The 17,342-nt window shown below is 62.4% G+C and carries 17 protein-coding genes; 8 read left to right on the forward strand and 9 right to left on the reverse strand.

Translation table 11 applies throughout. The annotated features are described in order from the left end of the window. A partial coding sequence (locus tag AC5DC2_RS06835; protein ID WP_491697964.1) for an amidase family protein occupies positions 1-574 on the reverse strand: 574 nt, incomplete at its 3' end. Between the two features lie 9 nt (positions 575-583). Next, complete coding sequence (locus AC5DC2_RS06840) at positions 584-1,570, reverse strand: BMP family protein (protein ID WP_491697965.1); 987 nt, start codon at positions 1,568-1,570, stop codon at positions 584-586. Between the two features lie 335 nt (positions 1,571-1,905). On the opposite strand from AC5DC2_RS06840, the gene AC5DC2_RS06845 reads away from it, so the two are divergent. After that, entirely contained in the window at positions 1,906-2,832 is a 927-nt protein-coding gene (locus AC5DC2_RS06845) for an ArsR/SmtB family transcription factor (RefSeq protein ID WP_024708781.1), read from the forward strand. A gap of 142 nt (positions 2,833-2,974) precedes the next feature. On the opposite strand, the gene AC5DC2_RS06850 is transcribed toward AC5DC2_RS06845, so the two are convergent. Continuing rightward, positions 2,975-3,685, reverse strand: a complete 711-nt coding sequence (locus AC5DC2_RS06850; RefSeq protein ID WP_491697966.1) for a tellurite resistance TerB family protein — start codon at positions 3,683-3,685, stop codon at positions 2,975-2,977. 216 nt (positions 3,686-3,901) lie between these two features. Here AC5DC2_RS06850 and AC5DC2_RS06855 point away from each other — a divergent pair, with 216 nt between their 5' ends. From AC5DC2_RS06855 to AC5DC2_RS06865, 3 genes are read left to right on the forward strand one after another with little or no spacing between them, the layout of a single operon-like run. Next, the gene (locus tag AC5DC2_RS06855) at positions 3,902-4,162 is read left to right on the forward strand and encodes a PepSY domain-containing protein (protein ID WP_491697967.1); all 261 of its coding nucleotides are present in this window, start codon (positions 3,902-3,904) and stop codon (positions 4,160-4,162) included. A gap of 1 nt (position 4,163) precedes the next feature. Beyond that, positions 4,164-4,808: a cytochrome b/b6 domain-containing protein gene (locus AC5DC2_RS06860; RefSeq protein WP_491697968.1), complete on the forward strand. Its 645-nt coding sequence runs from the start codon at positions 4,164-4,166 to the stop codon at positions 4,806-4,808. Further along, positions 4,805-5,329: a helix-turn-helix transcriptional regulator gene (locus AC5DC2_RS06865; protein WP_491697969.1), complete on the forward strand. Its 525-nt coding sequence runs from the start codon at positions 4,805-4,807 to the stop codon at positions 5,327-5,329. The genes AC5DC2_RS06860 and AC5DC2_RS06865 overlap by 4 nt, the downstream gene beginning before the upstream one ends. Before the next feature lie 6 nt (positions 5,330-5,335). Here AC5DC2_RS06865 and AC5DC2_RS06870 read toward each other — a convergent pair whose 3' ends face one another. The 6 genes from AC5DC2_RS06870 to AC5DC2_RS06895 all read right to left on the reverse strand — a co-directional run bounded on the left by AC5DC2_RS06870 (position 5,336) and on the right by AC5DC2_RS06895 (position 12,361). After that, positions 5,336-6,715 carry an FGGY-family carbohydrate kinase gene (locus AC5DC2_RS06870; RefSeq protein ID WP_491697970.1) on the reverse strand — a complete coding sequence of 460 codons (1,380 nt, stop codon included), beginning with the start codon at positions 6,713-6,715 and terminating at the stop codon, positions 5,336-5,338. After that, positions 6,712-7,722: an ABC transporter permease gene (locus tag AC5DC2_RS06875; RefSeq protein ID WP_491697971.1), complete on the reverse strand. Its 1,011-nt coding sequence runs from the start codon at positions 7,720-7,722 to the stop codon at positions 6,712-6,714. Before AC5DC2_RS06875 ends, AC5DC2_RS06870 begins: the two co-directional genes overlap by 4 nt. Next, entirely contained in the window at positions 7,719-8,702 is a 984-nt protein-coding gene (locus tag AC5DC2_RS06880; protein ID WP_491697972.1) for an ABC transporter permease, read from the reverse strand. The genes AC5DC2_RS06875 and AC5DC2_RS06880 overlap by 4 nt, the downstream gene beginning before the upstream one ends. Beyond that, positions 8,699-10,210 (reverse strand): sugar ABC transporter ATP-binding protein, encoded by a 1,512-nt coding sequence (locus AC5DC2_RS06885; protein WP_491697973.1) that lies wholly within the window; start codon positions 10,208-10,210, stop codon positions 8,699-8,701. Before AC5DC2_RS06885 ends, AC5DC2_RS06880 begins: the two co-directional genes overlap by 4 nt. Before the next feature lie 307 nt (positions 10,211-10,517). Continuing rightward, positions 10,518-11,507: a rhamnose ABC transporter substrate-binding protein gene (rhaS, locus tag AC5DC2_RS06890; protein WP_024706967.1), complete on the reverse strand. Its 990-nt coding sequence runs from the start codon at positions 11,505-11,507 to the stop codon at positions 10,518-10,520. A 53-nt stretch (positions 11,508-11,560) separates the two neighbouring features. Continuing rightward, a complete protein-coding gene (locus tag AC5DC2_RS06895; protein WP_491697974.1) occupies positions 11,561-12,361 on the reverse strand; it encodes a DeoR/GlpR family DNA-binding transcription regulator in 801 nt (266 codons plus the stop codon). Positions 12,362-12,540: 179 nt separating this feature from the next. Between AC5DC2_RS06895 and AC5DC2_RS06900 the strand changes: the two genes are divergently transcribed. The 4 genes from AC5DC2_RS06900 to AC5DC2_RS06915 form a co-directional block, all read left to right on the forward strand. Continuing rightward, entirely contained in the window at positions 12,541-14,640 is a 2,100-nt protein-coding gene (locus AC5DC2_RS06900) for a bifunctional rhamnulose-1-phosphate aldolase/short-chain dehydrogenase (RefSeq protein WP_491697975.1), read from the forward strand. Positions 14,641-14,754: 114 nt separating this feature from the next. Continuing rightward, positions 14,755-16,041, forward strand: coding sequence for an L-rhamnose catabolism isomerase (rhaI, locus tag AC5DC2_RS06905; RefSeq protein WP_491697976.1), 1,287 nt, complete (start codon positions 14,755-14,757; stop codon positions 16,039-16,041). Positions 16,042-16,068: 27 nt separating this feature from the next. Then, positions 16,069-16,383: an L-rhamnose mutarotase gene (gene rhaM / locus AC5DC2_RS06910; RefSeq protein ID WP_491697977.1), complete on the forward strand. Its 315-nt coding sequence runs from the start codon at positions 16,069-16,071 to the stop codon at positions 16,381-16,383. Between the two features lie 159 nt (positions 16,384-16,542). Further along, positions 16,543-17,342, forward strand: an 800-nt coding sequence (locus AC5DC2_RS06915) for an aldo/keto reductase (protein WP_491697978.1), incomplete at its 3' end; no start/stop codon positions are given.

The raw sequence follows: 17,342 nt of genomic DNA on the forward strand, positions 1-17,342 counted from the left end.
GCGAGGGTTTCAGGCCGACAAGGCCGCAGCAGGCGGCGGGCACGCGGATGGAGCCGCCAGCATCTGTCGCATGCGCAATGGAAACAATGCCGGCGGCGACGGCGGCGGCAGCGCCGCCCGATGAACCGCCGGGCGAGCGGCTTTCATCCAGCGGATTGCGGCAGATCGGGCCCTTTGCCGGTTCGCTGGCGAGCGACAGGCCGAATTCGGGGCTCGTCGTCAGCCCGAAAAGAGAAAACCCGGCGTCGCGAAAACGGGCGGCGATATCGCTGTCAGCGCCGGCATCCCCGCCGGCAAGCGCGCGCGATCCGGCAGTAACGGCAAGGCCCGCAAACGGGCCGCCGAGATCCTTGGCAAGCGTCGGCACGCCGCCGAAGGCCATCGCCGCCTTTTCGTCCGCTGAAAGACCGTCAAACCAATCAGCGGCCGCGAGCCCTGTTTCAGGGTCGCGACCACAAAGGGCGCCGAGATGCGCCCACGCATCAGAGGCCGCAAGCGATGCTTCCATCGCCTGCCGCGCCGAAACATCACCCTTGCCGATCGCGGCGGCGAGCGCTGTCGCGTCGGCCTGCATGGGCAATCCCTACTTCGGTTCGTCCATATTGCGCGGCACCTCGAACGTGCCGTCGATGATTTCCTGACGCTTGGCCAGCATGACTTCGACCGCCTCCGGCGAGGCAACGCCTTCAACGAAGGCGATGTCGCTGCCGCCTTCCTTCAGCATGCCGAAGGCCGTGTAATTCTGGCCGACCGGATTGCCGGCCTCGACATCGGCGATCGCCGCATCGACGATCGGGCGGAAGCCCCAGAGAGCGTTGGCAAAGACGGTATCGGGATAACGCGGCGTGTAATCGATGAGCGATCCGACGGCGAGAATGCCGCGTTCCTTGGCGGCGTCGGCCGTGCCAATGCGTTCGCCGAAGAGAATGTCCGCGCCCTGGTCGATCTGGGCGAGACCGGCTTCACGGGCCTTGGGCGGATCAAAGAAGGTGCCGATGAAGGTGACATGATGTTCGGCGTCCGGATTGGTTTCCTTCACGCCTTCGGCAAAGGCATTGATCAGCATGTTGACTTCCGGGATCGGCATGGCGCCGACCGAGCCGACGACATTGCTTTCCGTCAGCGTGCCGGCCAGCATGCCGGCGAGATATGCGCCGTCCTGGTTCCATGTGCCGAAAACGCCGAAATTGTCGCCAGACGGACCGCCGGAGGAGCCCATGACGAAGGGCGTATCGGGATAGTCGGCGGCCACTTCGCGCGCTTCGGATTCAACGGCGTAGGATTCGCCGATAATCAGGTCGACGCCCTGCTCGGCATATTCGCGCATGGCGCGGGGATAGTCCGTGCCGGAAACGCTCTCGGAAAAGACATATTCGATCGTGCCCTCTTCGGCGGCTTCCAGGAGCGCCTGATGGATGACCGAGTTCCAGGCGTTCTCCACCGGGGAGGCGTGGATGCCGGCAACCTTCAGCGGCTCGGCAGCGCCGGCGGCAGGCGCCATGGCGACGGCGCCGAGAACAAGCGTGGATGCCATGAGCGCGCGACGGCTCAGCGAAAAATCATTCTTCATTTGTAAAAAGACCCCTCTTTGACCATTTGGTTCAAAATTCTAGAAGCCGCTCAATCTTGTGTCAAGATAAACGAATGCACAGGAAATGTGCAGCCTGCTCGTTTCCTTGTGTTTTTTCAAGTGCATGCAGCCGATGGCCGAATCGCGATACCGATCGCCAAATAAGGCAGACGAACCGAAGTCGGCGCAATCCCTGTTCAAAAGTTTGCACCAGATTGTGAATTGTCCGCATTAAGCGGTCCCGGCACGCGGGCCGTGACCACCGATATTTGACCGCGCCAAGAATCCTGATATGAACGTTTCCTGACACTGACCGCCAGTAGAAAAGTTCTCCCATGCCGCGCAATTTTCTCGTCGTTGACCCGGAAAGGGACATGAATGTCATCAAGGGTCTGGCCGCGCCGGCGCGCATTGCCGTGCTCAAGCTTCTGCGCCGCAAGGGGCCGCTGAACGTCAAGGAGATCGGCGAACTCCTGAAGCTTCCGCAATCCACAGTGTCGCTCAGCGTGCAGCTTCTGGAAGAGGCCGGACTGATCCATACGGAGAGCCAGCGCGCCCGCAAGGGCAACCAGAAGGTTTGCACCAGCATCTACGATGAAGTGCTGATCGTTTTCGCCGATGCGGCGGAGGAACGCCGCAGGGACGGGATTGAGGTGTCGATGCCGGTCGGCCTCTACACCGCCTTCGACGTCAGCGCGCCCTGCGGGCTGTGCACGAACGAGGGCATTATCGGCCTTCTCGACGTGCCCGATTCCTTCCTTGATCCGGCGCGCATGAAGGCCGGGCTGATCTGGTTCACAAGGGGCAAGGTGGAATACCAGTTTCCCAACAATGCCCGGCTCGACAACCGCGGCGTCGAAGAGCTCGAATTCTCCCTGGAACTCTCCTCCGAAATGCCCGGCACCAACCCCGACTGGCCGTCCGACATCACCATCGGCATCAACGGCATCGATATCGGCCAGTGGACATCGCCGGGCGATTTCGGCGATCGTCGCGGCGTATTCACGCCGGACTGGTGGAAGCTCAAGGGCTCGCAATACGGCATGCTGAAGCGCTTCCGCGTGACCGGAAGCGGCGCCTATGTGGACGGCGTCAGGATGTCCGACGTCCGTCTCGCCGACCTCGGCCTTGAACGCCACCACTCCATCCGCCTTTCGATCAGCGTGCACGAGGACGCCCGTCATCCCGGCGGCGTCAATATCTTCGGCAAGGGCTTCGGCAATTACGACCAGGACATCGTCCTCAGGATCGCCACGAAGTAGCCTTGCCGTCGACCATCGAGTCTGCCAATGACCGGCCGCAAGCGCCGCGATGGCGCGCCCTCGGGACGGCGACGCGCTTCCACCGCGCCCAGGACAAGGACCAGCGGCCGCAAAGGTCAGCGCGTCGTCATTGCCGGACCGGTCAGCCCTCAACCTGACGGCGGGCGGCTTCCGCTTCGAGATCGAGGTGTCCGCGCAGATCTTCGGGCAGGTCCAGATGTCCGGACAACCGCTCGAGATAGGCCTTTTCCTGCGGCGTGTCGGGATCGACCGCAAGAGCGGAAGCCAGATAGAGCTCGGCTCCCTGTTCGCGCGAGCGCGCGAGCCTTGCGACCGCCGCAGGATCTGATGGCTGGGCGAAATAGTCGAAAAGCAGCGCTTTTTCCTCCGCGCCGAATCCCATCTTCTCGATCTGCTCGCGGATGCGGCCATGCTCGGCCTTGTCGATATGGTCGTCGCAATTTGCCGCCGCGATCATCGCCCGCATCAGCGCCAGCCGGAAATCCCGGCCGTCCTTGTCCGCGTCGTGCTCGACATCAAAGCCGCTGTCCGCCGGCGGCTTCGGCAAATTGAGCGGCCTCTCCTCCTGACCGGAGGACTTGTTCTCCTGCCAGTCGCGATAGGCCTTGTAGGCCAGTCCGCCGACAGCAGCCATGCCGCCGTATTTCAGCGCCTTGCCGCCCAGCTTACGCCCGGTCTTGGTGCCGAGCAGAAGCGCGATCGCTCCGCCGGCCGCCGCGCCGCCGGCAAGCCCGCCCGGCAGGCCTGAGCCACCCGTTGTCCGCGCCGCATCCGGCCCGCCCGAGCCCGAGCCTGAACCGAGGAAGCCTTCCAGAAGCTTGTTGATGTCCATGCGTTCTTTCACCCGTATTGATTGCCCGAAGAAGATCGAACTGGTGCGGGGACAAGCCGTTTTCAAGGCATCCAGCGCCGTTTCATCCACCTGAACACCCTATAAGCAGACGCTTACGGGCCCGCATTTCAGCACTTGCGCCATGGACGAGGGCCATTGTCTCCGTCCACATCGGCAGCGTCGCACTCCAAGGCGACCCAACAGACAGGAGCCGATATGAAACGCATTGCCATCCTCGCAGCCCTTACGCTCGTCTCGCCGCTTTCCGCCTTCGCCATGCCGGCCGTCGGCGACGTCGTCGGCACCAATCCGAAGGACGCCACCGCCGCCCTCGAAAAGGTCGGCTGTTCCGTCAGGGCATTCGAAGCCGAAGACGGCATGATCGAGGCCAAGTGCACCGATCAGTCCAACAAGATGTGGGAAATCTATATCGATCCGGCCTCCGGCGCGGTAAAGAAGATTTCCGGGAAGGACTGAGATGTCCGACAAGGCAAAGACAGGACGAGGGGCGGAAGTCGCCCCTCCCGATCCGTGGGACCCGCTGGTGCGGATCAGCCACTGGACGATCGCCGCCGCCGTCATCATCAACGGGCTCTTGTCCAAACCGGGCGGCACGATCCATGTCTGGGTCGGCTGGATCGCCATGTCGGTTCTGGCGATCCGGCTGGGCTGGGGGCTTCTCGGACCGCGCGAGGCGCGCTTTTCCGCCTTTCCGCCGCATCCGAAAGCCGCCGTCTCGCACCTGCTCTCGGTCATCAGGGGCAAGCCGCGTGAGTATCCGTCGCACAATCCCGCAGGGGCCATGATGGTCTATGCGCTCTGGGCGATGCTCGCCGTCGTCATCGCCACCGGCCTGATCATGACCGATGCCAGGAGCCCGATCACGATTGCGGAGGAACAGGCTGCCGTCGAACAGGGCGACTGGTCGAGCCTTGCCAATGGCAGCGCCGGGGACGATAGTGGCGACAGTCTTGCCCGGAGCGACATCGTCGAGGGGGTGCACGAAACCGCCGCCAACCTGATGCTCATTCTGGCGCTCATTCACGTCGCAGGCGTCGCGGTCGAAAGCCACGCGCTTCGCCGAAACCTCGTCCGCCCGATGATCAAGGGTCCGCCGAAATGACGAACAGGCCGGAAACACGAAGGCAAGGGCGATCGCAGACGATCGCCCTTGCGGCGTTCATGCTGATGCAGGCCGTCGCCGCCGTGTTTTTCGTTGCCGATGCAACGCGCGACCTTTTTGAGAAGCCGCCCGGCGCCCACTCCATCATCGAGGCGCTGATCGCCGTCACGCTGGTCGCCGGCATCTTCCTTGCCGGCTGGCAGCTTCGGCTGACACTTGAACGCATGTATGCCCAGGAACGCGCACTCGATACCGCGCGCGGCGATTTCATCCGCATCATCGACGCACAGTTCGACGACTGGGGCCTGACCCCCGCCGAACGCGAAGTCGGGCTTCTGGCGCTGAAGGGGCTCGACATCTCGGAGATCGCCCGCCTGCGCGGCGCGGCCCAGGGCACCGTCCGCGCCCAGATGACGCGGATCTACGCCAAGGCCGGCGTTTCCGGCCGCGCCCAGTTTGCGGCATGGTTCGTCGAGGATCTGTTGGGCGATGGCATCGGCAGGCCGGATGACGCTGCCTGACAGGCTTCATTCCACCTCCGGCAGCCTTTCCCGCCAGATTTCCGCGTAAGCGTTGAGGTCGGCAAGACCCGACAGCGATTCGGGATGGGGCTTGAAGGCGGAGAGCTTCATGCCGCCCACGGCAAGGCCTGCCGCGCCGGCGCTGGTGCCGCTGCCCGGGCTTTTCTCCACCGGACGGCCGGTCGCGGCCGAGAGCATGGAGAGATAGTCGTGGTTTTCGGCAAACGGACCTTCCACGATTACCGGTCCAGAAGCCCCGGTCAGGTCAAGGCAGATCGCCGTCATCAGCGCCAGATACCAGGAAACGCCGAGAAGACGCATGCCGGGCGTCAGATGATGCTCGTCCACCGTCCAGCCGCCGATGATCCCCTGAAACGGCCCGGTATCGCCGAGCACAGACGGCATCATCATGATCCGGTTCTTCAGCATCGCCTTGCGGTCGTCTTCGGTGACGGCAACCTCGCCGCCGGGCGCCGCCACCTCGAAGACCCGTCCGCCCATGAACCGCGCGGAGGGCACCGGATCGCCATAGGCGTTGACGTTGATCAGCGTATCCCGGCTTTCATCCAGAGCCGGCGGATGACCGCCGACGGCCATGGCGATCACCCAGGTGCCGGTCGAGACCACGGAAAAGGGCTGCGCGCGCGACCACAGATGCGGCAGCAGCGAGGCGTTGGAATCGTGAATGCCGGCAAAAACCGGACAAGCGGCTGCAAGACCCGTCTTCTTCGCGATTTCCGGCAGAACCTCGCCAAGCTTGTCATCGGCTTTGACAAGCTCTCCCATCTTGCCGAAGAGGCCAAGTTCGCCCACCAGCGAGGAAAACGTTCTGGAGCGCGGTGACCAGAGATCGGTGTGGCAACCCCAGCTCGTCGCCTCGCCGGCGCGCCGACCGGTGAGACGAAAGCCCCAATATTGCGGATAGGGCAGTATGCAGTCGATCTCGGCGAACTGGTCGGGAAACCTGGTCTTCTGCCAGAAGAGCTGGGCGCCGACATTCAGCCCCATGGCAAGGCGCGGCGAGCCGGTCTCGGCAAAGGGCGGGCGGAGCTTTTCGTAGTCTTCGCGGGTTTCGTCGGGACCGGTATGTTCGTAGTCGAGCACCGGGAGCGCCAGCGTTCCGTCACGCTTCAGGAGCGCCGCCGTCGCGCCATGCGTGGTCACGGAGATTGCGTCGACGCCATGCTGATCCTGAAAGGCGGCAAGCGCTTCCAGAATGAAGCCGAAAAGGTCGTCCACCTCGAAATGCGGATAGGGCGAATCGCCCGTGACGACATTGCGCTTTGACCGCGTATCGACCTCGCGGCCTTTCTCCAGATCATAGAGGATGACCTTGGCATTGGTCTTGCCGATATCGATGACCGCGACATTGCGGATGTCACTCATTGCGCCTCATCCCGTCTGAACCGCCTTGCGATCCTCGTATAGAGCACAGGCAATGCGATCACGCCAATCAGCAGAAGACCGATGAAGATCGACATGACGATTCCCGGCACATTCATCAGCCCGAAGCCGAAGGTGACCAGGCCCATGATGAAGGCGGCGAGCACGACGCCGATGATCGTGCCCGCGCCGCCGAGAATGTTGATCCCGCCCAGCACCACCATGGTGACGATCTCGAGCTCCCAGCCAAAGGCGATCGACGGACGCGTCGAGCCGAGGCGGGAGGTCAGGCAGATTGCCGCCATGCCGGACATCACCCCGGTCATCAGGAACAGCAGGAACTTCACCCGCCCGACCCGGATGCCGGAAAAGCGGGCGGCGGTGGCGTTGTTGCCAATCGCATAGACCATGCGGCCGAAGCTTGTGAGATGCAGCAGGATGCCGAAAAGCACGGCCATGACGGCAAACAGCACGAATTCGAAGGAGATGACCCAGACCACGTAGCCCTGGCCGAAAAAGGCGAAACCGGGCGGATAGCCGGTAAAGGCCTTGTCGCCGAGCACCACATAGGAAAGCCCGCGGAAGAGGCTCATCGTGCCGATGGTGACGACGATGGACGGCAGGCCGAGACCGGTGATGAGAAACCCGTTGAAGGCGCCGCACAACAGGCCGACGCCAAGGCCGATTGCCACAAGTTCCGGTGTTCCCGCGCCGAACTGCGCGGCATAGCCCATGGCCGTGGAGGCGAGCGCGATGATGGCGGCGACCGACAGGTCGATCTCGCCCGATATGATGACGAGCGCCATGGCAAAGGCAATCAGCGCCTTTTCGGTGAAGTTGAAGGTCGCATCCGACAGGTTCCAGGCGTCAAGGAAATAGGGCGAGGCGAAACTGTTGACGATGAAGATCGCGACCACCACCAAGACCAGCAGGCTCTCCCAGCTTCTCGCCATCCGGTAACCACGCCCATGCAGGCGGTCTGGGACAAAGCGCGTTTCGCTGACACTCATAGCGCATGCTCCGCTTTTTTCAGGATGACGCGGCCCTTGACGCGCGAGGAGCGCGCATTGACGGCAACGGCGATGATGATCACCGTGCCCGAAATCGCCATCTGCCAGAAGGGCGAGACATTGATGACCGGCAGCGCATTCTTGATAATGCCGAGGAACAGCGCGCCAAGCACCGCGCCAATCGCCGTCCCCGCCCCGCCGGCAATCGATATGCCGCCGATGACGCAGGCCGCGACTACATCCAGCTCGAAACCATTGGCGATATCGACATAGGCAACGGCATAGCGCGCGGTCCACAGATAACCGGCAAGGCCGGCCAGCGCGCCGGCAATCAGATAGGCAAAGAAATGCGTGCGACCGACGGAAATGCCGGTATAGACGGCAGCATGCGGATTGCCGCCGACGGCATAAAAGGCGCGGCCAAGCCGGGTCATGACCAGCACCGCCATCATCACCAAAATGACGGCCAGCGAGAACCAGGCAAGCACCGGAATGCCGAGAAAGACGGCGCGCGGCACCGCCTTGAAGGCATCGGTCATCTCATGGGCATTGACCCAGGCGCCGCCGGTCAGAAGAAAGATCGTGCCGCGATAGATCGTCATCGTGCCGAGCGTCACCACGATGGGCGGGATCGACAGGCGCCAGACCAGAAGCCCGTTGATGGCGCCGAGCGCCGCGCCGCTGACGGTGGCGGCCACCAGCAGAAAGATCACCGGCAGGTCGGGAAAGGCGACATTCAGAAGGGCGGCAATGGTGCCCGACAGCGCCAGATTGGCGGCGATGGAAAGATCGATGCCGCGCGACAGGATGACGGCGGCTTGTCCCAGCGCCAGGATGATCAGGATCGCCGTATCATTATAGATCGAGACGAGATTGCGCGGCGCGACGAAGCCCGGGAAACGCAGCTCGATCGCGCCGACCAGCATCAAGATGGCAACGAAAAGCAGCGCCTCGCGATGTTTGAAGATCTGCGCCATCATGCCGCCGCCCCGATGCCGGCTGCCGCCCGCACCAGCTTTTCCGCCGACATCTCATCGCGCGCAAGCTCGGCGACGATCCGCCCCTCGCGCATGACAATGACACGGTCGGACATGCCGAGGATTTCCGGAATTTCTGACGAGACCATGATGATGGAGAGCCCCCTGCCCGCAAGCTCGCTCATGAAGGCATGAACGGCGGATTTCGAACCGATATCGATGCCCTTGGTCGGCTCATCGAGAATGATCACTTTCGGCTGGGTCGCCAGCCATTTGGCGATCACCACCTTCTGCTGGTTGCCGCCCGAAAGATTGCCGACGGGCTGGTCGAGCGAGGCCGCGCGCAGGTCCAGCCGCCCGGTATATTCCCGCGCCAGGGCAAATTCCTCGGCCATGCGGACAAAGCCTCTGCGCGAGACCTTGGAGAGCGACGGCAGCGTGACGTTTTCGAAGATCGGCATGGCGGTGATCGTGCCCTGCGTGCCGCGTTCCTCCGGCACATAGACGATGCCCTGCTTCACCGCTTCCGAGGGCGAGCGGATGACGGCGATCTCGTTATCAATCCGCACGGCGCCGGCCGCAGGCCGGGTGATGCCGAACAGCGCCTGCATGAATTCCGACCGCCCGGCCCCGACAAGACCATAGAAGCCGAGGATCTCGCCGCGCCGAAGGGTGAAGCCGATATCCTCGAATTCAGTCGGGTGGCGATAGCCCGACACCGTCAGCACCGGCCCGCCGATTGCGACCTCCTGCTTGGGGAAGACCTGGTCGACAGGCCTGCCGACCATCAGTTCCACCAGAGCGTTCTCGTCCGTGTCGGCAATCCTGCCCTCTCCCACCATCTCGCCATCGCGAAAGACGGTATAGCGATCGGCAATGCGGAAGATTTCGTCGAATTTGTGGGAGATGAACAGGATCGCCTTGCCGTCCGCCTTCAGCTTCTCGACCAGTTCGTAAAGCTCCTCGATTTCCTTTTGCGACAGGGCTGCCGTCGGCTCGTCCATGATGACCACGCGGGCATCGACGGAAAGCGCGCGGGCAACGGCCACCATGTGGCGATTGGCGATGCCAAGCTCGGACAGGCGATGGCGCGGATCGATGCGCGCGCCGATACTGTCGAGAATATCGCGGGCGCGATCATGGATCTGCTTCCAGTCGATCAGGCCGAAACGGTTGGTCGGCGCGTGACCGATGAAGATGTTTTCGGCAACCGTCAGCGCGTCGAACAATACGGTTTCCTGATGGATCGCCGTGACGCCATGTTCGCTTGCCGCTTCCGCCGTCGGGAAGCGGACAGGCGCACCGTCGATAGTGATCTCGCCGCCATCCGGCTGGTAAATGCCTGTCAGGATTTTGACGAGCGTCGACTTGCCCGCGCCGTTTTCGCCGACAAGCGCGGTCACCTCTCCCGGATAGAGCGCAAGGGAGACATCCGACAGCGCGCGAACGCCCGGAAAGGTCTTGGCGATGCCGTCAAGGGCGATGGCGGCGTTTTTCTGTGCGTCTGGCATCAAGGGCCTGCCGTGTTTTTACTGAGGTACCGACCCGCCGAGATCGGAGCGGGCCGGATTGTTTGCGGGAGTGGCTTGTCCAGATGTGGCAACCAGCATTCTCCCCCCTTGAGGGGGAGATGCCCCGACAGGGGCAGAGGGGGGTGAACCCCATCCGAGAGCACGGAGACTGCGGCTCTTAGGGCTTGCGCCCTTTACCCCTCTCTGTCGCTTTCGCGACATCTCCCCCTCAAGGGGGGAGATCGAATTCGGAGGGGCATTTGGGTGTCTATCAGCAGAGCCAGACTTCACCGCAGCAAGAACAACCTCAGAAAATGTCCTTGAACTTGTCGATGTTCGACTTGTCGTAGACGAAGGGATCGGCCATGGCGCCGGCATTGTCGTCATCGAGCGTCAGATCGCCGAGGCGGCCCATGGAAAGCTCTGCCCCCGGTTCGGCTTTCGCGCCGTCGATCAGGTCGTTCGACAGCATGACGGCGGCATAGCCAAGGTCGATCGGGTTCCAGATGGCGAAGGATTTCGATGCGCCATTGTCGACATAGGCCGCCATTTCGGACGGAAGACCAAGGCCGGTGACGTTGATCTCGCCGATCTTGCCTTCATCCGTCACGGCCTGGGCGGCGGCGACGATGCCGACGGAGGTCGGCGCGATGATCGCCTTCAGATCCGGATAGGACTGGATGAGGCCCTGGGTTTCGCGATAGGACTTGTCGAACAGGTCGTCGCCGTAAACCGTGGTGACGACATCGATATTCGGGTAGTCGCCCTTCACCTTGTTCATTTCATCGATCCAGGTGTTCTGGTTCGTCGCCGTCGCGGACGCCGAAAGCACGGCGACCTCGCCGCCATCCGGCAGATTGTCGGCGGCAAGCTTGATGATCATGTTGCCGATCAGCGGATTGGACGAGGGGTTCAAGTGCACCATGCGGCCTTCCGGTGCGACGCCGGAATCCCAGGAGACGACCTTGATGCCGCGCTGCATGGCGCGTTTGAGCGCCGGCACCAGTGCATCCGGGTCATTGGCCGAGATCGCAATCGCGTCGACCTTCTGGGCGATCAGCGAATTGATCACGTCGATCTGGCCTTCGGCGGTGGTATCGGTCGGGCCCGTGTAAATCAGTTCGACATCGCCGATTTCCTTGGCGGCCTCTTCGGCGCCTTCCGCAGCGGCCTCGAAAAAGCCGATGCCGAGCGCCTTCACCACCAGCGCGATCTTCTTGTCGGCGGCATGCGCGCCTTGCGCAACGAGCGCGGTGGAGAGCAGCGCTCCCACGAGAACTTTCTTCAAAATGCTCATCTTTCTCCTCCGGTTGATGAACAGGGTGCAGGCTGGCTTTTCTCCTCCAAGGCTCAGCCCGAACCGGTTTCCTCCATTGCCTGCGCATCGGCGATGATCACCGAAACGCCGGCCTCCTCCAGCATGCGGGCGTCAGACGCCTGCAGCCCGGAATCGGTAATCACGGTCGAGATTCTTTTCAGCCCGCAAAGGATAAGGCTCGACCGCTGCTTGAATTTTGATGAATCCACCAGAACAACCAGGTCTTCCGCCTGGTCGATCAGCTTCTGCTCGGCCTGGATCAAAAGCGGGTCGGCCTCCATCAGGCCGAGCGGGCCGATCCCTTGCGCGCCCATGAACATCCGCCTTGCCCAGAAATTTCGGGTCACGTCGTTCTCAAACGGGCTCAGGATCACGTTCTGCTCGCGGTAGATCACGCCACCCGACAGCATCACCGTGTTCTTCGAATGCTTCAGCAGATGCTCCGCGATCGGAAAGGAATTGGTGAACACCTGCAGCCGGCGATTGGCGAGGTGATGGACCATCTGAAACGTGGTCGTGCCGCCGTTGATGATGACGGAATCGCCGTCATCGCACAGCGCGACGGCCGCCTTGGCGATCGCCTGCTTCTGACGCGCGTTCATCGTCTGGTTGACGCTGAAGGGCCGGCCGGCAAGGCCGACGAATTGCGGCGGGCTGAGCGCCTCCGCCCCGCCGCGCACCCGGCGCAGGCGCTTGGCCACATGCAGAGCCGCGATATCGCGCCTGATCGTCGCCTCGGAGCTCTCCGTCAGATCGACGAGCTCCGCCACGGTCACAACCGGCTTTTCCTGTGCCGCTGACAGGATGATGCGATGACGCTCTTTCTCGTGCATGGGGCCTCCCTTTTTGACAGAGTTCAGCGAATTTCCATCAGTGTCAATCAAAAATAGTCATGCTGCACTGAGATAGTGCCATTTTTGATCGAAATTGAGCGTTTATGATTGACAAGCCCGACTTTCGGATGGATTTTGCCGGGGAAGAACCAGGCCGAGAGGCCCCGAAGGAGGAAATGATGGCGAATGACACCCGGGCCGCCCGGCTTGAGAACCTGTGGGATGACGGCAAGGCCGACGGCATGAGCGAATCCGAGCTGCTGCTCTATCGCTCCAATCTTCTGGGCTCCGACAAGCGCATCACCAATTACGGCGGCGGCAACACCTCGGCCAAGGTGATGGAAAAGGACCCGCTCACCGGTGATCAGGTCGAGGTCTTGTGGGTGAAGGGCTCGGGCGGCGATGTCGGCACCATCAAGATGGACGGCTTTGCAACGCTTTACATGGACAAGCTGAATGCGTTGAAGGGGCTTTATCGCGGCATCGAGCACGAAGACGAGATGGTGGGCTACCTCCCCCACTGCACCTTCAACCTGAATGCCCGCGCGGCCTCCATCGACACGCCGCTGCATGCCTATGTGCCGAAAAAGCATGTCGACCACATGCACCCCGACGCAATCATCGCCATTGCCGCTTCGGCCGATTCCGAGGCGCTGACCAGGGAAATTTTCGGCGGCGAGATCGGCTGGCTGCCGTGGAAGCGTCCGGGCTATGAACTGGGCCTCTGGCTAGGCAAGTTCTGCGCAGAAAACCCGGATGCGCGCGGCGTCATTCTCGAAAGCCATGGCCTTTTCACCTGGGGCGACACGGCGAAGGAAAGCTACGAGACCACGCTCGAGATCATCAACAAGGCGATGGCCTGGCTCGAGGCGAAGATCGAAGGCCCGGTCTTTGGCGGGCCGAAGGTGAAGACGCTTGCAGCCGAAGACCGCCGCGCCATTGCCGAAAAACTGATGCCGAAGATCCGCGGCATGATCTCGCAAACCGAAGGCAAGCTCGGCCATTTCGACGATCAGCCCGCCGTTCTGGAATTCGTCGCCTCCAACCGGCTTGAGGAACTCGCAGCCCTCGGCACATCTTGCCCCGACCACTTTCTCCGTACGAAAATCCGTCCGCTGGTCGTCGATTTCGACCCGGAAAACCCGGATATCGACAAGACGGTCGAAGGCCTCCCGGACGCGATCACCGCCTATCGCGAGGACTATGCCGCCTATTACGCGCGCTGCAAGCACGACAATTCGCCGGCGATGCGCGATCCGAATGCGGTGATCTACCTGGTGCCCGGCGTCGGCATGATCTCCTTTGCCAAGGACAAGGCGACGGCCCGCATTTCTGCCGAGTTCTACGTCAACGCCATCAACGTCATGCGCGGCGCATCCTCGGTCTCGACCTATCAGGGCCTTTCCGAACAGGAGGCCTTCGATATCGAATACTGGCTTCTGGAAGAGGCAAAGCTGCAGCGCATGCCGAAACCGAAGCCGCTTGCCGGCAAGATCGCCCTTGTCACCGGCGGCGCGGGCGGCATCGGCAAGGCCACCGCCTTCCGGCTTGCCGGCGAAGGCGCCTGCGTGGTGCTGGCCGATATCGATGATGCCGCGCTTGAAACCGCCAAGGCCGAGCTCTCCTCCGTCTTCAGCAAGGATATCGTGCGCGGCGTTCACCTGAACGTCACCGACGAGGCCGAAGTCGCCAGGGGCTTTGCCGATACGGTGGTGGAATTCGGGGGGCTTGATATTCTGGTCTCCAATGCCGGTCTCGCCTCCTCCGCCCCGATCGAGGAGACGACGCTCGATCTCTGGGACAAGAACATCGCCATTCTGGCAACCGGCTATTTCCTCGTCTCGCGCGAGGCCTTCCGCCTGTTCCGCTACCAGAATGCCGGCGGCAATGTCGTGTTCGTCTCGTCGAAGAACGGCCTGGCCGCCTCGCCCGGCGCATCCGCATACTGCACGGCCAAGGCCGCGGAAATCCATCTTGCCCGCTGCCTGGCGCTTGAAGGGGCAAGCGCCCAGATCCGCGTCAACACCGTCAATCCGGATGCCGTTCTGCGCGGCTCGAAGATCTGGACTGGCGAGTGGAAGGAACAGCGCGCCGCCGCCTACAAGATGTCGACCGACGATCTGGAGGCGCATTACCGCGAGCGCTCGATGCTGAAGCGTTCGGTGTTCCCGGAGGATATCGCCGAAGCCATCTACTTCCTCGCCTCCGACATGTCGGCCAAATCGACGGGGAATATCATCAACGTGGATGCGGGGAATGCGGTGTCGTTTCCGCGGTAGGTTTGGAAGGGCCCGCCTTACGGCCAATCTCTCCCCTCAAGGGGAGATTGTGGGCTGAACCGCCCCGATGACAAACCAATTCGGCAGGCCCATCACCTGCAACGGGAGGAAGACATGGAACAGATGATCGACGGCGGCGTGCTTTCCGCAGAGAACGACAAGCGCGCCAAAGACCTCGAGAGGGACTACAACGCACTCGGAGAAAAGCTCGCCCGCCGCGGCGTCAGCATCGACGATGTAACCGCCAAGGTCGCGGCCTATGGCGTGGCCGTGCCCTCCTGGGGCGTCGGCACCGGCGGCACGCGCTTTGCCCGCTTTCCCGGCGGCGGCGAGCCGCGCCATATCTTCGACAAGCTGGAAGACTGCGCGGTGATCCAGCAGCTGACGCGCGCCACCCCGACCGTCTCGCTGCATATCCCGTGGGACAAGGTCGATGATCTCTCAGAACTGCGTCAGCGCGGCGAGGCGCTCGGCCTCGGCTTTGATGCAATGAACTCCAACACCTTCCAGGACCAGCCGGGCCAGGAGCACTCCTACAAATACGGTTCGCTCTCCCACTCCGATGCGGCAACGCGTCAGCAGGCGATCGACCACAACATCGAATGTATCGAGATCGGCAAGGCGCTCGGTTCCAAGGCGCTGACCGTGTGGATCGGCGACGGCTCGAACTTTCCCGGCCAGAGCCATTTCACAAAGCAGTTCGAACGCTATCTGGAGGCCATGAAGAGCGTCTATGCAGCGCTGCCGGATGACTGGCGGATTTTCTCCGAGCACAAGATTTTCGAGCCGGCCTTTTATTCGACCGTCGTGCAGGACTGGGGCACAAATTATCTGATCGCCAGGGAGCTCGGCCCCAAGGCCTTCTGCCTCGTCGATCTCGGCCACCATGCGCCGAACGTCAATATCGAGATGATCGTCGCGCGTCTCATCCAGTTCGGCAAGCTCGGCGGTTTCCATTTCAACGACAGCAAATACGGTGACGACGACCTCGATACCGGTTCGATCGATCCGTTCCGCCTGTTTCTCGTCTTCAACGAACTGGTGGATGCGGAAGGCGCGCCCGGCTTCAACCCCGCCCACATGCTCGACCAGTCGCACAATGTCACCGATCCGATCGAGAGCCTGATGCGCTCGGCAATCGAGGTCCGCCGCGCCTATGCGCAGGCGCTTCTGGTCGATCGCGCCGCCCTTGCCGGCTATCAGGAGGAAAACGATGCGATGATGGCTTCCGAAACGCTGAAGGACGCCTTCCGCACCGATGTCGGCCCGATCCTCGCCATGGCCCGCCGCCAGGCTGGCGGCGCCATCGATCCGATCGCGACCTATCGCGCTTCCGGCTACCGGCAGAAGGTTGCCGGCGAACGTCCGGCCGTTACGGGAGCCGGCGGCGGCATCGTTTGAAGCCGCGCTCTCACGAGGAGGAAGCCCATGGAAACCGTCGCATTCCGCATGAACCTCAATGCCGGTCAGGCGGCCGAATACAAGCGCCGCCATGACGAGATCTGGCCGGAGCTTGCCGCGCTCCTGAAGGATTCCGGCGTCTCCGACTATTCGATCTGGCTTGACGAGGAGACCCACCACCTGTTCGCGGTGCTGAAACGCACCGACGATCATCGGATGGATGCAATTCCCGATACCGAGATCGCCAAGCGCTGGTGGGCCTTCATGGCCGATATCATGGAAACCAATCCGGACAATTCCCCGGTTGAGGTGGACCTGAAGAGGATGTTCCATCTTCATTGAAAAAGGACGATCGCAGACAAAATGGCGTTGTCCGTATTGAAACTCCCGCTCTGCCGGACCATCTGACCCTGTGTATTTTTCCGATATTGCAGCCGCGCGCCCGACCCGCTTTGGTCCTCCTGTCGCGCGGCGTTTTTCCAACAAACATGGGAGAAGACCATGGCTGATATTCGTGCTGACAAGGCAGGCACTTTCGCAATCGGCGGCGAGCTGAAGGTTACGCAGCTGGGCTTCGGCGCCATGCGCATCACCGGCAGCGGCATCTGGGGCGAGCCCGCAGATCGCGACGGCGCCATCGCGACGCTGAAGCGGCTGCCGGAACTGGGCGTCGATTTCATCGATACCGCCGACAGCTACGGCCCCGATGTCTCCGAGTGGCTGATCAGGGAGGCGCTGCATCCCTATGGCGACGTCAGGATCGCCACCAAGGGCGGTCTGACCCGCACCGGCCCCAACGTCTGGCTTCCGGTCGGACGCCCGGAATATCTGCGCCAGCAGGTTCATAAAAGCCTGCGCAATCTGGGCGTCGACAGGATCGACCTCTGGCAGCTTCACCGCATTGATGCCAAGGTACCGGCCGATGAACAGTTCGGCGCCATCAAGGAGTTCCTGGACGAGGGACTGATCGCCCATGCCGGCCTCTCCGAGGTCTCGGTCGACGAGATCAGGGCCGCGCAGAAAGTGTTCCCGGTCGCGACAGTGCAGAACCGCTATAATCTGGTCGACCGCACCAGCGAGGATGTGCTCGATTATTGCGAAAAGAACAATATCGGCTTCATCCCGTGGCACCCGCTGGCCGCCGGCGATCTCGCCAATTCGGGTTCGCTGCTCGATGACATTGCGAAACAGCACGATGCGGCGCCGAGCCAGATTGCACTTGCTTGGGTGCTGAAGAGGAGTCCGGTCATGCTGCCGATCCCCGGCACCTCCAAGGTCAAGCATCTGGAGGAAAATGTCGC

Source organism: Martelella sp., from assembly GCF_984369615.1.